This window comes from Methylobacterium sp. 2A, assembly GCF_009806555.1.
Lineage (GTDB): Bacteria > Pseudomonadota > Alphaproteobacteria > Rhizobiales > Beijerinckiaceae > Methylobacterium.
The window spans coordinates 13,514-28,566 of record NZ_VUOK01000029.1; the positions used below are offsets into that span (position 1 = coordinate 13,514).

Below are 15,053 nucleotides of genomic sequence, written 5' to 3' on the forward strand. Positions count from 1 at the left end.
GATGTGCTGCACCGACATGGCCCTCGCCTACGTGGAGGCCCACGCGGCCTGGAGCGAGGCCAACACCAAACCCTCCCTCGACCGGGACTATTCCGCTTTCGCCGCGGCCTTGCCGGACGGCTCGGCCCGCGCGGAATTCGCGGTCGAGGGGGTGCGCTGCGCGGCCTGCATGAACGCCATCGAGCGCGGGCTCGCGCCCCTGCCGGGCGTGGCATCCGCCCGGCTGAACGTCTCGGACCGGCGCCTCGCCGTGACCTGGAGCCCGGAGGCGGAGCCCGACATCCCCGCCGTGCTCGCGGCGCTCGATGCGCTCGGCTACACCGCGCAGCCCTTCGCGCCCGGCGGGATCGCGGATGCGGAATCGGCCGAGACGCGGCGCCTGATCCGGGCTCTCGCGGTGGCGGGCTTCGCGTCGATGAACGTGATGCTGCTCGCCATCTCGGTCTGGGCCGGCAACGTCTCCGACATGGCGCCGGAGAACCGCGACCTCTTCCACTGGATCCAGGCCGTGATCGCCCTGCCGGCGGCCGCCTATGCCGGACGGCCCTTCTACGAGGGCGCGTTCCGCGGCCTGCGGGCCGGCCGCGTCACGATGGATTTCCCGATCACGCTCGGCGTCGTCCTGACCCTGGTGATGTCGGTGGTGGAAACGCTGTCGGGCGCCGCGCATGCCTATTTCGACGGCGCCGTGATGCTGCTGTTCTTCCTGCTGATCGGGCGGGTGCTCGACCAGACCATGCGGCGGCGGATGCGGGCCTGTGCGGAGAACCTCGCGGCGCTCCGCAGCGCGCGCGCGACGCTCGCCGAGCCCGAGGGCGGGCTGCGCGACGTGCCCCTCGCCGAGCTCGCGCCGGGCGCGCGCATCCTCGTCCGGCCCGGCGAGCGGGTGCCGGCCGACGGGCTCGTCGAGCATGGCGTGTCCGACCTCGACCAGAGTCTCGTGACCGGCGAGACCGCCGCCGTCACGGTCCGCGGCGGCGACCGCGTCTTCGCCGGCGCGCTCAACGGCAGCGGGGCGCTGACCATGCGGGTGACCGCGACGACCGGCGCCACGCTGCTCGACGAGGTCGAGGGCCTGATGCGGCGCGCCCTGGAGGCGCGCTCGCGGGCCCTCGTCCTCGCCGACAGGGCCACGCGCCTCTACGTCCCCCTCGTCCACGCGACCGCCGCCCTGACCCTCGTGGGCTGGCTCGCCGCGGGCGCCGGCTGGCACGCGGCGCTCCTCGACGCCGTCGCGGTGCTGATCGTGACCTGCCCCTGCGCCCTCGGTCTCGCCATCCCGGCCGTGCAGGTCGTGGCGGCCGGCGCGCTGTTCCGCGAGGGCGTGCTGCTCAACGACGGCGAGGCGCTGGAGCGGTTCGCCGCCATCGACACGGTCGTGTTCGACAAGACCGGCACGCTGACCCTGCCGGAGCCGGTCCTGGCGGCCGGGACCTTCGATCCCGGCGCGTTGGCGAACGCGGCCCGGCTCGCCCTGTCGAGCCGGCACCCGATGGCGGCGGCCCTGGCGGCGGCCGCCGGAGGCTCGGGACCGTTCCCCGGTGCCGAGGAGGCGGCCGGGCTCGGGGTGCGCGCCGTCGTGGACGGCGTCGAGCTGCGCCTGGGCTCGGCCCGCTTCTGCGGCGCCGAGGACCAGGCGGCCGCGGCGCTCGCCGCCGATCCGGAGGCTTCGGTGATCTGCTTCCGGGCCGGGGACGGGCCGCCGGCCGTCTTCCCGGTGCGCCAGGCGCTGAGGCCGGACGCGTGCGCGGTCGTGGCGGAGCTCGAACGGACGGGCCGCCGGGTGCTGGTCCTGTCCGGCGACCGCGCCCCCGCGGTCGCGGCGGTCGCCGGCCGGCTCGGGATCGCCGAGTGGGAGGCCGAGCTGACGCCCCAGGACAAGATCGCCCGCATCGAGGCGCTGCGGGCGGGCGGGCGGCACGTGCTGATGGTCGGCGACGGCCTCAACGACGCGCCGGCGCTCGCCGCCGCGCATGCCTCGCTCTCGCCGGTGACCGCCTCGCATGTGAGTCAGGCCGCCGCCGACGCCCTGTTCCTGGGCCGAAGCCTCGCCCCGGTCCTGTCGGTCCTGGCCGCGGGGCGGCGAGCCCGGCGGCTCATGCTGCAGAACCTGTGGTTCTCGGCAGCCTACAACGTGCTCGCGGTTCCTCTGGCGGCAGCCGGTCTCGTGACGCCGCTGATCGCGGCCCTCGCCATGTCGGGCTCGTCCGTCGTCGTCACGCTGAACGCCCTGCGGGCACGCCTCGATACGGCCCGGCCGCAGCCCGCGGACGGACCGGCCGTCGCAGCCACCGTCGCCGGAACCGCCTGAGGCCGCCATGACCGTCCTTCTCCTCGTCATCCCCATCGCGCTGGCGCTCGGCACGCTCGGCCTCGCCGCCTTCCTCTGGGCGCTCCGGACCGGGCAGTACGACGACATCGAGGGCGCCGAGTACCGCGTGCTCCACGACGATTGACCGGGGGCTCGGGCCGCAGGGAAAGGAGCGGAACCACCTTCGCCTCACCAAGGGGGAGGGTGTGCATCCGTTCGCCGCGTCTGTTCGGTGGCGGCGACCTGCCTCGCGCTCCTCGCCGCGGTGGCCGCGGTCCGGCGCCCCTTCGGTGCGGCGGGCATGCTCGCGGCCCCACGGGCGAATGCGTGGGGCGTGCGCCGCTCGGCCTGCGGGGCTCGCCGGGATGGGCCCGGTGAGCGACCCGGTTGGCTGCTGCTCTGGTTCTGCGGCCTGGACCGACCTGCCGTCAGGCGGCGCGGCTGTGCACGGCGGCGGACGTCCCGAGATGCGCGTCGAACGCGGCGGCGACGTTCCGCACGAAGGTCCTGGCCGCCTCCGGGATGACGAGGCGGTCGCCCTCCCGACGCACCAGCCCATCGGCGGCGAGCCTCGGGAGCCGTGGGAGCGTCGCGAGGAACGCGCCCGGATCGCGGCCATGGGCGCGGCAGATGCGCCCGACATCGACGGCGAAGTCGCACATGATCCGCTCGATCAGGTCGGCGCGCAGCCGGTCGTCCGGCGTCAGCGCGTACCCCTTCACCGTGGCGAGTTCGCCCCGCCCCACGCGCTCGGCATAGGCCCGCAGCCCCGGCGCGTTCTGGACGTAGCCCTGCGGAAGCCGCCCGATGGCCGAGGCGCCCAGTCCGACCAGGGCGTCGCTCGGGTCGGTCGTGTAGCCCTGGAAGTTCCGCCGCAGCCGGCCTTCCGCCTGCGCGGTCTCCAGCGGGTCGCCCGGCAGGGCATAGTGGTCGAGGCCGATCCGGCGGTACCCGGCGACGGCGAGCGTCGCCGCGATGGCCTCGGCCTGGGCGCGGCGCGCGCACCCGTCCGGCAGCGTGGCCTCGTCGATCTGGCGCTGGTGCTTCTTGAAGGCGGGCACGTGGGCGTAGCCGAACACCGCCAAGCGGTCGGGGCGCAGCTCCAGGCATTGCCGCACCGTCTCGACGCACGAATCCACCGTCTGGTGCGGCAGACCGTAGATCAGGTCGAGGTTGATCGCCCGCACGCCCGCGGCCCTGAGGCCCACGACCGCGGCGGCGGTGATGTCGAGGCCCTGCCGGCGACGGATCGCCTCCTGGACGAGCGGGTCGAAGCTCTGGACGCCCAGGCTCGCGCGCGTGACGCCGGCCCGGCCGAGTGCCCCGGTCATCGCGGGCACGAGCGTCCGCGGGTCGATCTCGACGGCGATCTCGGCGTCCGGATCGAAGGGGAAGCGCGCATGCAGGGCCGCGACGAGGCGGAGAAAGGCCTCCGGGGCCATGACGGTCGGGGTGCCGCCCCCGAAATGGACGTGGCGGACCAGGGGCACGTGCCCGAACCGGGCGGCGACCAGTCCGATCTCCCGTTCGAGAAGATTGATGTAGTCGGCGATGGGTGCGTCGTGCCGGGTGATGCTGGTGTGGCAGCCGCAATACCAGCACATCGACCGGCAGAACGGGACGTGCAGGTAGAGCGAGGCGGTGGCCGCGGCGGGCATCTCCGCCAACCATGACGCATGGCGGCCGGCATCGATGTCGGCGGTGAAGTGCGGGCTCGGCGGGTAGCTCGTGTAGCGGGGCAGCCGCTCCTCCCCGTAGCGCGCCCTCAGATCCTCCCGCATGCCCGCGCCTCTTCGAATTCACCGGCCCGCCTCCGGGGCCGGAGCCTCGGTCCGCGTTAGGCATCCGGGCATGGGCTCGCCTTGATGTGGCTCAAGGGCAGAGGAACGCCGGCAGGTCGCTCTCCAGCCCGATCCGCGACACGCCCGCGCCGGGCGGATGCCCGGCGGACACCAGGCCGAGGGCCGCTGGAGCCGGCTCGCGATCGCGATGGTCCAGGAGGAGCCAGGTTGTCGGGGCACGGTGGCCGGTCTGGCGAGGGCGCGGCGGCAGCCTCGGCCCTTGGGCAGGAACCGCCCTGCTACCGCGCGCCGGGCGCGGTCCCGTCAGCGATGGCCGCCTGCCCGCGCAGGAGCATGGCCTTGATCCGGTGATCGCGCATCATCCGGCGCAGGAGCCGCAGGGCCGGCAGCGCTCCGGTCGGGTCGAGACGGTGCGCCTTGTCGGACAGGCTATCGGCCACCGCCTCGTGGGTCTGTGCGCCCCAGAGGAGGTCCATCCGGGCCGTCGCGCCCGGCGAAGGCTCGGCCGAGCGCATCGGCGAAGGGAGGTTCGAACGGCCCATGACGGTTCTCGGGAGTGCTGGAATGCCGGGGGCGACGGACGGCGCTCGCGTCGGGTCCGCCTTCGGTCACGGGACCTGCCGCGTCCTGCCGCTGCTGGCGGGCGGCCGCGACCTCATCGGCCGACTCGTCCGGCGGCCGCTCACGTCGAGGCCCCACGGCACCGCCGTCACACCCGTTCGAGCGCGACGGCGGAACCGGTGCCGGAAGCGTCCACGGTCGCGGGACCCGGCCGCGATCCGGCAAGGTGCCCTGGCTGGCCGGTTCAGAACCGGTAGGTGAGGCCGGCGCCGACGATCCACGGGTCGATATCGACGCGGCCACGGATCACGCCGGCATTCAGCTTCACCTTGGTGTCGAGGATGAGCTTCTTCACGTCGACGTTCACGCCCCAATGCTCGTCGAGCATGTAGTCGAAGCCTGCCTGCAGGGCGGGCGCGAAGCTGTTCGACAGGCGGAAGCCCGTGAAGCCGCCCCGCTCGTGCTCGCCGAAGAAGATCGAGTAGTTCACGCCCGCGCCGATATAGGGCTTGAGCGGGCCGAAGCCGTCGAAATGGTACTGGAGGGTCAGCGTAGGCGGCAGGATCCACGTGCTGCCGATGCGCGTGCCCGCCAGGGCGCCGGCCCCCTGGATGCCGTGCCGCGTCACGCCGAGGATCACCTCCGCGGCGATGTTCTTGGTGAAGAAATACGAGATATCGAGTTCGGGGATGGCCGAGTCGGTGATGGCGACCCCGGCGCCGGCCAGCGGCGCGCCCGCAGCCGAGAGGCGCGCACCCGGGTCCGGCAGGACGCCGAGGGCGCGCACGCGCACCAGCCAGGGGGACCAAGTGGCGAGGACGGGGGCCGGGGCCGACGGCGCCGCGAAGGTCGGGAGGTCGGCGGCGCGGGCGCCTGGAGAGGTGCAAGCCAGAACGGCAGCTGTTGCGGCGAGGAGGGTCTTCTTGCGCATGAGTCCGATCGAATCCGGAGAAAGGCCGCGTTCGGCCGCGCGTCCACTTTTTCATCGCAGCGCCCGCCGTCCTTGATCGGGATCAAACGGCCCAGCTTGCGCTGGCCTGCGCGACCGGACCCCTCACGGCCGGCGTGAGGCCGGGCCGGCCGGGCCGGTGGCGTGGCCACGACAACCGCCTCGGCATCCTCCGGGGCAGGCGAACGGCAGGGCGCTTCGACGTCCCGCTCCCGGGCGCGGGACAGAGGACGATGCGTCCGGCATGCGGGTTTCGGCGCCGACTGGGGTGCTGTCCGACGCGGTGCCCTGCGGCGCTCGCCCGGGTGAGCCGATCGATTTTGCGCTGGATCAAGGATCATCCGCGCCGGGTCGGCGAAGCGAGCCTCGACGGGTCTTTCATCCCGAACCGGAGCCGCTCAATGTCCATCGCCAGCATCATGGTCGCCCTCGATACCGGCGAGGCGGCTACCCGACGCGTCCGCCTCGCGGCGGACCTCGCGCGTCGGTTCGAGGCCAGCCTTACCGGCGTCGCCGCCCGCAAGCTCCCGCCCAACGGGCCGACCGCAGACATCGCGGCGGTGCAGGCCTTCTACGACGAGGAGCAGGCCGGACTGGCCGAGGACCTCGCGGAGGTCGAGGAAGACTTCAGGGCGAACGCCGGAACCGACATCCGCACCAGTTGGCGGCAAGCGGAGGCCGCGCCGGAGGTTTTCCTCGTCCGGCAGGCGCGCGGCGCCGACCTGATCGTGGCCGGGCGCGACATCCCGCGGGAGGAGCGGAACGCGATGGTCCCCGACCCGGGCACGGTGCTGATGGAAGCCGGGCGTCCCGTGCTGGTGGTGCCCCCGGGCGTCGAGCGCCTCCACGCCGCCCGCATCGTCGTCGCCTGGAAGGACGCGCCCGAAGCACGCCGCGCCGTCACGGCCGCCCTCCCGTTCGTCGCACGAGCCGACAAGGTCTTCGTCGCGACGGCCGGCCGCGACGCCCGCTTCGAGGGGGCCGAGGAAGTCTCCGACCTGCTATGCCGCCATGGCGCGCACGTCACCACGAACCTGCTGGACGCGCCGGCCGGCGAGGTCGCGGACGCGATCCTGCGCTTCGCGACGCGCGAGGATGCCGACCTCGTGGTGATGGGCGGGTACGGCCATTCGCGATTGCGGGAATGGCTGTTCGGCGGCGTGACCCGGGACATGCTGCGGACCTCGCCGCTCTGCTGCCTGATGAGCCATTGATGGGCGTGGCACCCGCTTCCGTGGCGTCGGCGGTCCTGCTGGGCCGCGCGGCGCCTGCCGCCGCCTGGAACGCCAGGGCCGAGCGCGGCCGGACCCTGGCGCGTGCGGAATGCGCCCGCTGTCGCGCCGGCGGCCGGACGGGAGCGAGCCCGCTCCGGCAGGCCCCGCCGTTCCGCACCCTCCACGAGCGCTATCCGGTCGATGCCCTCGCGGAGGCGCTCACCGAGGGCCTCCGTGCGGGCCATCCGTCGATGCCCGAATTCCGCTTCGATCCGGATCAGGCCGAGGCGCTGATCGCCTCTCTCAAGACGCGCGGGCGATACGGTGGCCTCAACAGGTCGCCATCCGTTCGAGCCGCGGGAGGTCGAGCAGGCGCACGCCGCCGGGAACGAGCAGGATGGCATGCGCCCGGTCGAGCCGGTTCAGCATGCGGCTGACGGTCTCGATGGTCAGCCCGAGGTGGTCGGCCATGTCCTGACGGCCCATCGGCAGCTCCACCGTGACGGAGGCGTGGCCGGTGCGGGCGTATCGCTCCCGCAGCGAGAGCAGGAAGGCAGCGACCTTCTCCTCGGCCGTGCGGCGCCCGAGCAGCAGCATCTGCTCCTGCGCGAGGGTCAACTCGTAGCCGGCGCGCTCATGCAGGCTCTTGAGCAGGTGCGGCTTGGCCTCGACCACGGCGGCGAAATCCTCCCGGCCGAAGCGGCAGGTCGTCACCGGCCCGAGCGCCTCCGCCGAGACGGAGTAGCGTTCCTGCAGGGCGAGGCCGAGGAAGTCGCCCGGCAGCGCGAACCCCATGATCTGGCGCCGCCCATCAGGGAGCAGGCGGCTGAGGCGCAGCACGCCCGCGATGACGTTGAAGACCGAGCCCGCATGCTCGCCCTGGCCGAACAGGGTCTGACCCTTCTCGAGGATCAGGTGCTGGCTCAGCGCCTCCAGCTCCTCCAGCTCGGCCAGCGCCAGCACCGAGCAGACGCTGATCAGGCGCACCTTGCAATCGGCGCAGCCATTCTCCGAGCGCCCATGGTGACAGGCGTGAGGGACCCTCTCGCACGATCCTGTATCGATCAGCATGTCGCCTCCCGAAGCGGGCGGGAGCCTGGGCCGATCGCGACCGCCCCCGTCCCGGTCAGGTTGCGGCGCCGGAAGGGTCTTGCATTGATTCAGCGCAAGGGAGGCGCGGAAAGGAACGGTGCCGCGCCGTCCGCTGCGACGCCCCATGGAGCCAGGGCGACCATGCCGGGGCGCCCCCTGATCTGGACCGCGGTCCGGCCGGAGCGCCGGCGTCTTTGCGCTGGATCAAGGCCGCGCCCCCGGGCCTTCGATAGGCCTCGGCCGTCGAAGCCAGCGGAGGCGTGGGATGCGCAAGTACCTCGTCACCTTCAACAAGACCGTTCCCGACGACACCGGCCATGACCATCGCGTCGTGCAGCGGCAGATGGTCGTCACCGCCCGCTCGGAAATCTCCGCCGCCTACGCGGCCAAGGCGACGTTCCAGAAGGTCGCCGGCGTGATCGACTGGCGGCTGCGGGCCGATACCTGCGAGGTCGTCGAATGTCCCGAACTGGCTGCCTGAAGAGACCGCGATCAGCCACGAGCGCACCGAACCCGGGCGCCGGAAAGGGCGGCCGAGGCCGTGGCCGGATCCGGCCCTGTGACAGCCCGGGCCCGAGGTTTGGCGACCGCAGTGGCTGGAAGCCCTCTGCCGGCCCCGACGGCGATCACCCGGCCCTGGTCCCGCAGGTCGCGCGCTTGCCGGGCTCGGCGGTGAACGCGCCTACGGCCCCGAACGTCGCCGCGCTGGCGCAGCCCCCTAGGCCGGGGCGTCCGCCGGGAGCCCCGGCTCGATGCCGAGCAGGGCCGCGAGATCCTGGCCGGCGCTCGGCTCCAGCAGATCGGCCAGGGTGTGGCGGTCGAGCACGGCCAGGAACGCGGCGAGCGCCTCGCCCAGCACCCCCTTGAGCCGGCAGGCGGGCGTGATGGCGCAACGCTCGCCGGCGAAGCACGGGACGAGCGCGAGATCCTCCTCGGTCGCGCGCACGACGTCGCCGATGCGGATCTCCGCCGCCGGCCGGGCCAGCCGCAGGCCACCGCCCCTGCCGCGGGTCGTCCGGACCAGCCCCATCCGGCCGAGTTGGTGCACGACCTTCACGAGGTGATTCTCGGAGATGCCGTAGGCCGCCGCGATCTCCGCGATGGAGCCCTGCCGCGGCTCCTTCGCGCCCAGATGGATCAGGGTGCGCAAGGCGTAGTCGGTGAAGCGGGTCAGACGCATGTCAATTCCGTAGCACCCCTTAAGGTATATTTCTGTTGTACCTTTTGAAAGGCTCGGCCATAAGGTGTGCGTTCGATACACCTTATGGCCGGCCATGCCCGCACCACTCAGCCCCGCCACCATCGCCCTGATCAAGGCCACCGTCCCGGCGCTGGAGGCGCACGGCCTGGCCATCACCAAGCGCATGTACGAGCGCCTCTTCGAGAATGCCGAGATGCGCGACCTCTTCAATCAGTCGCACCATGGCGAGATCGGCTCGCAGCCGAAGGCCCTCGCCCAGGCCGTGCTGGCCTACGCCCGCAACATCGACAACCTGGGCGCCCTCGGAGGGGCGGTCGAGCGCATCGCGCAGAAGCACGTGGCGCTCAACATCCTGCCCGAGCACTACCCCTACGTGGCCGACGCGCTGCTCGGCGCCATCGGCGACATCCTCGGCGCCGCGGCGACACCCGAGATCTGTGCGGCCTGGGGCGAGGCGTACTGGTTCCTCGCCGAGATCCTGGTCGGGCGCGAGGCCGCCATCTACCGCGACCTCGCGGCCAAGCCCGGCGGCTGGAACGGGTGGCGTGATTTCCGCGTCGAGGCGGTGACGCAGGAGAGCGAGACGATCCGCTCCTTCATGCTGGTCCCGGTCGACGGCGGCCCGGTCCTGCGCCACGAGCCGGGCCAGTATCTGGGCTTCCTGTTCGACCTGCCCGGCCACGGGGTGCTGAAGCGCAACTACTCGATCTCGTGCGCGCCGAACGACCGCGCCTACCGCATCACGGTCAAGCGCGAGGCCCATCCGGGCGTACCGGCCGGCATCGTCTCGAACTGGCTGCACGACCACGCCGGGTCCGGGACGGTCCTGCGCGCGGCGCCGCCTGCGGGCGACTTCTTCCTCGACCGGACGTCCGACGCCCCGGTGGTGCTGGTCAGCGGGGGCGTCGGGCTCACGCCGATGGCGAGCATGCTCGCCGCCATCGAGGCGGAGGCGCCCGAGCGCCCGACCTGGTACGTCCACGGGGCGCTGAACGGCCGGGTGCACGCGATGCGCGCCGCCGCATCGGCCGCGGCCGCGGCCAACCCGAACATCCGGGTGCGGACGTTCTACGCCGAGCCGGGGGCGCAGGACCGGCAGGGCGAGCACTACGACGAAGCGGGGCTGATCACGGCCGGCTGGCTCGTCGCGAACACGCCGCACGCCACGGCGACCTACTATCTGTGCGGGCCAAAACCCTTCCTGGCGTCGCTCGTGAACGGCCTGCGGCGGGCCGGCATCCCGGACGAGCGGGTGCGCTTCGAGTTCTTCGGACCGGCGGACGAGCTGGCCGGGGACGACGCGAAGCTCGCCGCCTGATCCCGACGGGGCCGCCCGCGCAGGCGGTTGCGTCGGCGCGGGCATGGCTCCGGGGCGGGTTCGGGTCCCTATCCCAGCCCTTTCAAGGTGTTTGCCGGATCATCAGGACATCGGCCAAGCGCGCTCTCCTCCCCTGGCCCCTCCCCGCAGGCTTGCGGATTCACACATCTCCCTTGGAAAGGCGAAGGCGGCTCCGCGCCTGTTTTCCAACGGGGATGTGTGAATCCGCAAGCCCCGCAAGGGAGAACGGAAAAGGCGGCGCTCTTTCAGTCCGTCAGGGCCACGGATCGCGATCCTCTCAGCCAGCCCAAACACCTTGAAAGGGTGGATCCCTATCCCTTCACCCGCCCGATCAGGTCCAGCATCTGCCGTCCCGCATCGTCCGGGACCGGCGGGTCGATCAGGGGATCGGGCATCGCCGCCTGCGCGAGCCGGGCGCGGTCGTGGATGGCGACCTCCTGCCCGTCGACCGCGATCCCCGACTTCGTGAGGGCGTTCAGGGCGCGCGAGAACGATTCCCGCGTCATGTCGAGCTCGGATGCAATGACGTGCTTCTCGTAGGGCAGCAGCGCGCGGCCGGGCGTGCCCTGGCGCTCCGACAGGACCAGCAGGTAGCAGCCCACCCGTTCGGCCGCCGAACGCAGCTTCAGGTTCTTGGTCTGCCGCACCATGCGTCGGAACTGCTCCGCCAGCGTCCCGAGGACGGATCGGGCGAGGTGCGGGTCCCGGTCGATGGCGTCGCGGAAGGGGTCGGCCTGCACGAGGAGGAAGCGCGAGGGTTCGGGCACGCGCGCCTGCATCGGGTAGGGCGAGCCGGTCAGGACGGCGGCCGGGATGAGCAGGTCGGGCGCGCGCACGACCTCGATCAGCACCTCGCGCCCGTCCGCGGAACGGCCGAAGAGCTGGACCGAGCCCGAGATCAGGATGACCTGGAAGTTCGGGACCTCGCCCTGCTCGAACAGGACCGTCCCGGCCGGCAGCGCGTGCTCCATCGTGTGCCGCGACAGCGGGCCGGGCCGGCCGTCGGCAGGACCGTGACCGCCGTCACGAAGCTTGGCAACCTTCAACCGGGATGTGGCTGCGCTCATGCGTCGAGCATTCCGGGCCGCCCCGCGCGGCGCATTGATCTGCATCAAGGGCGAACCGCCGCGCGGGCCTTCTCCCGGCTCAACCCGGACTTTGCGCTGGATCAATTACGGCCCCGCCCGGCATCACAGAAGGTTGCGCCGCACGTCCTGCCCGCCCCGGAAGCCGGCGCCATGATCGACTTGACCTCCGTCACGTCCTGCGACCGGCGCCGCGTGGCTCTCGGCCCGCCCGCCGGCGTGCCGGCCGCGTAAAGCCCGCCGGCCCGGCGAGGACGAACCGGGCCGCCCCTTTTCCGAACCCGAGAGGCAACGACCATGACCGTCGGCACGCAACCCCTCGCGCCCGCTCGCCCAGCGGGCGGGACCTGGCTCTCCCGCTGGGAACCCGAGAACCCGGCCTTCTGGGCCAAGGAGGGGGCGCGCCTCGCCTGGCGCACCCTCGGGATCACCACCGCCAACCTGACCATGTCGTTCATCGTCTGGTTCATGGTCTCGGCTCTGGTGGTCGCGCTGCCGGCGGTCGGGTTCAAGCTCACGACCGGGCAGCTCTTCTGGCTCGCCGCCATGCCGGGCCTTGCCGGCGGCAGCCTGCGCCTCGTGCACATGTTCCTGACGCCGATGTCCGGCACCCGGCACGTCGTGACCCTGTCGAGCCTGTCGCTGCTGGTGCCGGCGATCGGCTGGTTCTACGCCGTCCAGGATCCGACGACGCCCTTCTGGGCACTCCTCGTGCTGGCATTCCTGGCCGGGCTCGGCGGCGGCAACTTCTCGTCGTTCATGCCCTCCACCAGCCTGTTCTTCCCCAAGCGGCTGCAGGGCACGGCGCTCGCCATCCAGGCCGGAATCGGCAATTTCGGCGTCTCCGTCGTCCAGTTCCTGACGCCCTGGGTGATCGGCTTCGCCCTGGCGGGAGGCGCGCTGCTCGGCGAATCGCAGACCATGACCAAGGGCGCCATCGCCCGGCAGGTCTGGCTGCACAACGCCGCCGCGGTCTACATCCCGTTCGTCGTGCTCTTCGCCCTGGCCGCCTGGGTCGGGCTGCGCAGCGTGCCCGTGACGGCCAACATGCGCGAGCAGATGGACATCTAACGACCGGCGGGACAGGCCCGGCCCCGCGCGACCTCACGCCGGTGGGCACCGAGGCGGCCTGCGGGCGGATGATGCCGGGCTTCGGCGAAGTGCTGCGCCTGCGGAGCCTGGAGCAGGTGCCGACCGCCATCCTGTCGCGGCAGACGGCCGGCATCCGGGGCAAGGCCCTGGTGGTCAACCTGCCGGGCCGCCCCTCCTCGATCCGCGTGTCGCTGCCGGCGGTGATGCCGGCCGTACCCTACTGCCTGGAATTGATCGGGGCCGCACGGATCGAGACCGACCCGTCCATCCTGCCGGCCTTCCGGCCCGCCGGCGCTTAGCGCACCCCACCACCCCCGATCGTCGGGCGTTCTTCCTCCGGGATCGACGGCGTCGCGGACGCGTTGGCCCGGGACGGACGCGATGCGCCCGAAGGGGCTTGCGCACGGCACCCGAAGGCCGCCGGGTTCCGATGCTCAAGGAGCGACCACGACACCACGGCCGAGACGGTGTTGTCCGGCGTGCGGTGGACGGCGCCGCCTATCCGCCGCACGATCGCCGGCTTGCCCGGTTTGACGCCGAGCCAAGCGTCTCGTCCGCTCCCCCGGTCCGCCCCGATGGCGGGAATCGGCGGCGTGCGCCGGGAGCGAAAGCTGCCGAAGGCGACCTCCGGGATCGGGCAGTTGCGACCGAACTCAGGCGTCGAGGCGTCGGAGCGTCGCCTTGTCGCGCAGCACCACCATGCGCCGATTGGTCGGCAATTCGATGATTCCGGCCCGCTCCAGTTGGGTGAGCGAGCGCGACACGCTCTCGACGGTCAGTCCGAGGTGGTCGGCGATGTCGCCCCGCGACATCGGAAGCTCCACGGCGGTGGCGGATCGGGTCCGTTCCGCGAGTCCGAGCAGGAAGCTCGCGATCCGCTCCTTCGCCGACTTCCGGCCGAGCAGAATCATGTGCTCCTGCGCCCGGTCCAGCGCCCCCATCATGGCGGCGACGACCTCGCGGGCCAGGGCGCCCCCGTCCCGCGCCAGCGCCTCCCGGTCGCTCCGGCGATGGACCGCCAAGGTCGTCTCGGTGACGGCCTCGGCGCCGAACCGGTGCTCCTCACCGGCCTCGACGCCGAAGATGTCGCCGGGAAGGTGGAAACCGGCGATCTGACGGCGCCCGTCGTCGAGGAGCTTGTAGGTCCGGACCGCCCCCGACACGACCTTGTAGAAGTGCGCCGCGCGATCGCCTTCGGCGTAGATCTCCTCGTCGGCTTCGAAGCGGCGGCGGGAGCCGACGCCGGCCTCCTGCCGCGGCCCGAGATGGGGCGCGGAACCGGCGTTGAGGAGCGGGGCGAGGCCGGCGGTGGCGAGTGCGAATTGCATGGGGCCCTCGACGCGATTGCGTGTCGGGATGAGGGCTACGCCTCCGCTGGCCCGGGCGAAATTCCGGCCCTTCTCTTAAGGGGTTCTACGTAGCCCCGCCGGCATGACCTCGGGACGGGGCTTCGAGCGCGTCGTGGATGCCGGCGAGCAGGGAGCCGTCGATCAGGGGCTTCTCCAGGACCAAGTGGAATCCGGCCCCGACCGCGCGCTGCCGCAACTCCTCGGTGACCCGACCCGAGATCAGGATGGCGGGCAGGCCCACATGGTGGCCGCGCAGCCGCCCGACGAGCTCGACCCCGTTCATGCCCGGCATCTGGTAGTCGACGACGAGGCAGCCGGTGCCCGGCAGCCCGTCTTCCCGCAGCAGGTGCTCGGCGTCCTCGTAGAGCCGGACGTCGAGCCCTTCGAGTTCCAGCGCGAATTTGAGCGAGTGGCGGACGGCCTCGTCATCATCGACGACGAGGACCGGACCGGAAGGGGGAAGCATGGCACATCCGGAACCAGGGACCGTCCTCTCATGAGCCGCGGGCGGCTTGCGCGCCTTGATCTGGCTCAACAGCAATCGAACCGCCCTATACGCGAAGGACACGGCCATAAGTGGTCGGCCCTCAACCCAAAGCAAGGGCCGGCATGTCCTTCTCGTCTTCGGTCAAGACATTGCTGGTATGTGGGATATCTCGCAGGGACAACATCCCGAGGATCGCGCCGCCCCGCGTGACGGGCAGGTGGCGGAAGCCGCCCGCCGACATGGTTCGGACCGCCGTCGCGATGTCGGCATCCGCGGCGATCGTCAGGGGCTCGTGCGTCATGACCTCGCGGACGAGGGTCAGCATCGGGTCACGGTGTCCCGCGACGACGCGGACGGCGACGTCGCGCTCGCTCAGGATGCCGACGAGCTTCGCGTCGTCGAGGACGGCGAGCGCTCCGATGCCGTGCTCCCGCATCCGGTGGCAGGCCGCCGCGACCGTGAAGCGGCCGGTCACCGCGACCAACGGTTCGCCCGACAGCAGGTCCCCGACGGTTCTCGGTATCATGCCGCGCCCTCCGCCTCTCCGACGCGACGGCGGGTGTTCGGCCCT

General features: G+C 72.2%; 15 protein-coding genes and 2 pseudogenes. 8 read left to right on the forward strand and 9 right to left on the reverse strand.

What is annotated here, in order from left to right:
* Position 1 precedes the first annotated feature (1 nt).
* A complete protein-coding gene (locus FVE89_RS14625) occupies positions 2–2,311 on the forward strand; it encodes a heavy metal translocating P-type ATPase (RefSeq protein ID WP_160534665.1) in 2,310 nt (769 codons plus the stop codon).
* Between the two features lie 7 nt (positions 2,312–2,318).
* On the forward strand, positions 2,319–2,456 hold the full coding sequence (gene ccoS, locus FVE89_RS14630) for a cbb3-type cytochrome oxidase assembly protein CcoS (protein ID WP_160534666.1): 138 nt from the start codon (positions 2,319–2,321) through the stop codon (positions 2,454–2,456).
* A gap of 283 nt (positions 2,457–2,739) precedes the next feature.
* On the opposite strand, the gene hemN is transcribed toward ccoS, so the two are convergent.
* The 3 genes from hemN to FVE89_RS14645 all read right to left on the reverse strand — a co-directional run bounded on the left by hemN (position 2,740) and on the right by FVE89_RS14645 (position 5,605).
* Positions 2,740–4,092, reverse strand: coding sequence for an oxygen-independent coproporphyrinogen III oxidase (hemN, locus tag FVE89_RS14635; RefSeq protein ID WP_160534667.1), 1,353 nt, complete (start codon positions 4,090–4,092; stop codon positions 2,740–2,742).
* A 299-nt stretch (positions 4,093–4,391) separates the two neighbouring features.
* Positions 4,392–4,655: a hypothetical protein gene (locus tag FVE89_RS14640; RefSeq protein WP_160534668.1), complete on the reverse strand. Its 264-nt coding sequence runs from the start codon at positions 4,653–4,655 to the stop codon at positions 4,392–4,394.
* A gap of 263 nt (positions 4,656–4,918) precedes the next feature.
* Complete coding sequence (locus FVE89_RS14645) at positions 4,919–5,605, reverse strand: OmpW family outer membrane protein (RefSeq protein ID WP_160534669.1); 687 nt, start codon at positions 5,603–5,605, stop codon at positions 4,919–4,921.
* 419 nt (positions 5,606–6,024) lie between these two features.
* On the opposite strand from FVE89_RS14645, the gene FVE89_RS14650 reads away from it, so the two are divergent.
* Together FVE89_RS14650 and FVE89_RS31150 are read left to right on the forward strand one after the other, a co-directional pair.
* Positions 6,025–6,837, forward strand: coding sequence for a universal stress protein (locus FVE89_RS14650; protein WP_160534670.1), 813 nt, complete (start codon positions 6,025–6,027; stop codon positions 6,835–6,837).
* Positions 6,837–7,157 (forward strand): annotated as a pseudogene (locus FVE89_RS31150) (cytochrome c); the annotation flags it as partial. The gene FVE89_RS14650 and the pseudogene FVE89_RS31150, both read left to right, overlap by 1 nt.
* A gap of 10 nt (positions 7,158–7,167) precedes the next feature.
* Here the strand turns inward: FVE89_RS31150 and FVE89_RS14655 are convergent.
* Positions 7,168–7,908, reverse strand: a complete 741-nt coding sequence (locus tag FVE89_RS14655) for a helix-turn-helix domain-containing protein (RefSeq protein ID WP_160534671.1) — start codon at positions 7,906–7,908, stop codon at positions 7,168–7,170.
* A 286-nt stretch (positions 7,909–8,194) separates the two neighbouring features.
* Here FVE89_RS14655 and FVE89_RS14660 point away from each other — a divergent pair, with 286 nt between their 5' ends.
* Positions 8,195–8,410: a hypothetical protein gene (locus FVE89_RS14660; RefSeq protein WP_160534672.1), complete on the forward strand. Its 216-nt coding sequence runs from the start codon at positions 8,195–8,197 to the stop codon at positions 8,408–8,410.
* Between the two features lie 237 nt (positions 8,411–8,647).
* Here FVE89_RS14660 and FVE89_RS14665 read toward each other — a convergent pair whose 3' ends face one another.
* A complete protein-coding gene (locus FVE89_RS14665; protein WP_160534673.1) occupies positions 8,648–9,109 on the reverse strand; it encodes an Rrf2 family transcriptional regulator in 462 nt (153 codons plus the stop codon).
* A 94-nt stretch (positions 9,110–9,203) separates the two neighbouring features.
* Here FVE89_RS14665 and hmpA point away from each other — a divergent pair, with 94 nt between their 5' ends.
* Positions 9,204–10,448, forward strand: a complete 1,245-nt coding sequence (hmpA, locus tag FVE89_RS14670) for an NO-inducible flavohemoprotein (protein ID WP_160534674.1) — start codon at positions 9,204–9,206, stop codon at positions 10,446–10,448.
* Between the two features lie 332 nt (positions 10,449–10,780).
* Here hmpA and FVE89_RS14675 read toward each other — a convergent pair whose 3' ends face one another.
* Complete coding sequence (locus FVE89_RS14675; RefSeq protein WP_160534675.1) at positions 10,781–11,536, reverse strand: cyclic nucleotide-binding domain-containing protein; 756 nt, start codon at positions 11,534–11,536, stop codon at positions 10,781–10,783.
* A gap of 315 nt (positions 11,537–11,851) precedes the next feature.
* Between FVE89_RS14675 and FVE89_RS31155 the strand changes: the two genes are divergently transcribed.
* A complete protein-coding gene (locus tag FVE89_RS31155) occupies positions 11,852–12,625 on the forward strand; it encodes a hypothetical protein (RefSeq protein WP_246730778.1) in 774 nt (257 codons plus the stop codon).
* Positions 12,622–12,945, forward strand: a pseudogene (locus FVE89_RS31160) (molybdopterin-binding protein); the annotation flags it as partial. The gene FVE89_RS31155 and the pseudogene FVE89_RS31160, both read left to right, overlap by 4 nt.
* Before the next feature lie 354 nt (positions 12,946–13,299).
* On the opposite strand, the gene FVE89_RS14685 reads toward FVE89_RS31160, so the two are convergent.
* From FVE89_RS14685 to FVE89_RS14695, 3 genes are all read right to left on the reverse strand, one after another.
* Positions 13,300–13,974, reverse strand: a complete 675-nt coding sequence (locus tag FVE89_RS14685) for a helix-turn-helix domain-containing protein (RefSeq protein ID WP_160534676.1) — start codon at positions 13,972–13,974, stop codon at positions 13,300–13,302.
* 85 nt (positions 13,975–14,059) lie between these two features.
* Positions 14,060–14,461 (reverse strand): response regulator, encoded by a 402-nt coding sequence (locus tag FVE89_RS14690; protein ID WP_160534677.1) that lies wholly within the window; start codon positions 14,459–14,461, stop codon positions 14,060–14,062.
* Between the two features lie 121 nt (positions 14,462–14,582).
* A complete protein-coding gene (locus FVE89_RS14695) occupies positions 14,583–15,008 on the reverse strand; it encodes a CBS domain-containing protein (protein WP_160534678.1) in 426 nt (141 codons plus the stop codon).
* Positions 15,009–15,053 lie beyond the last annotated feature (45 nt).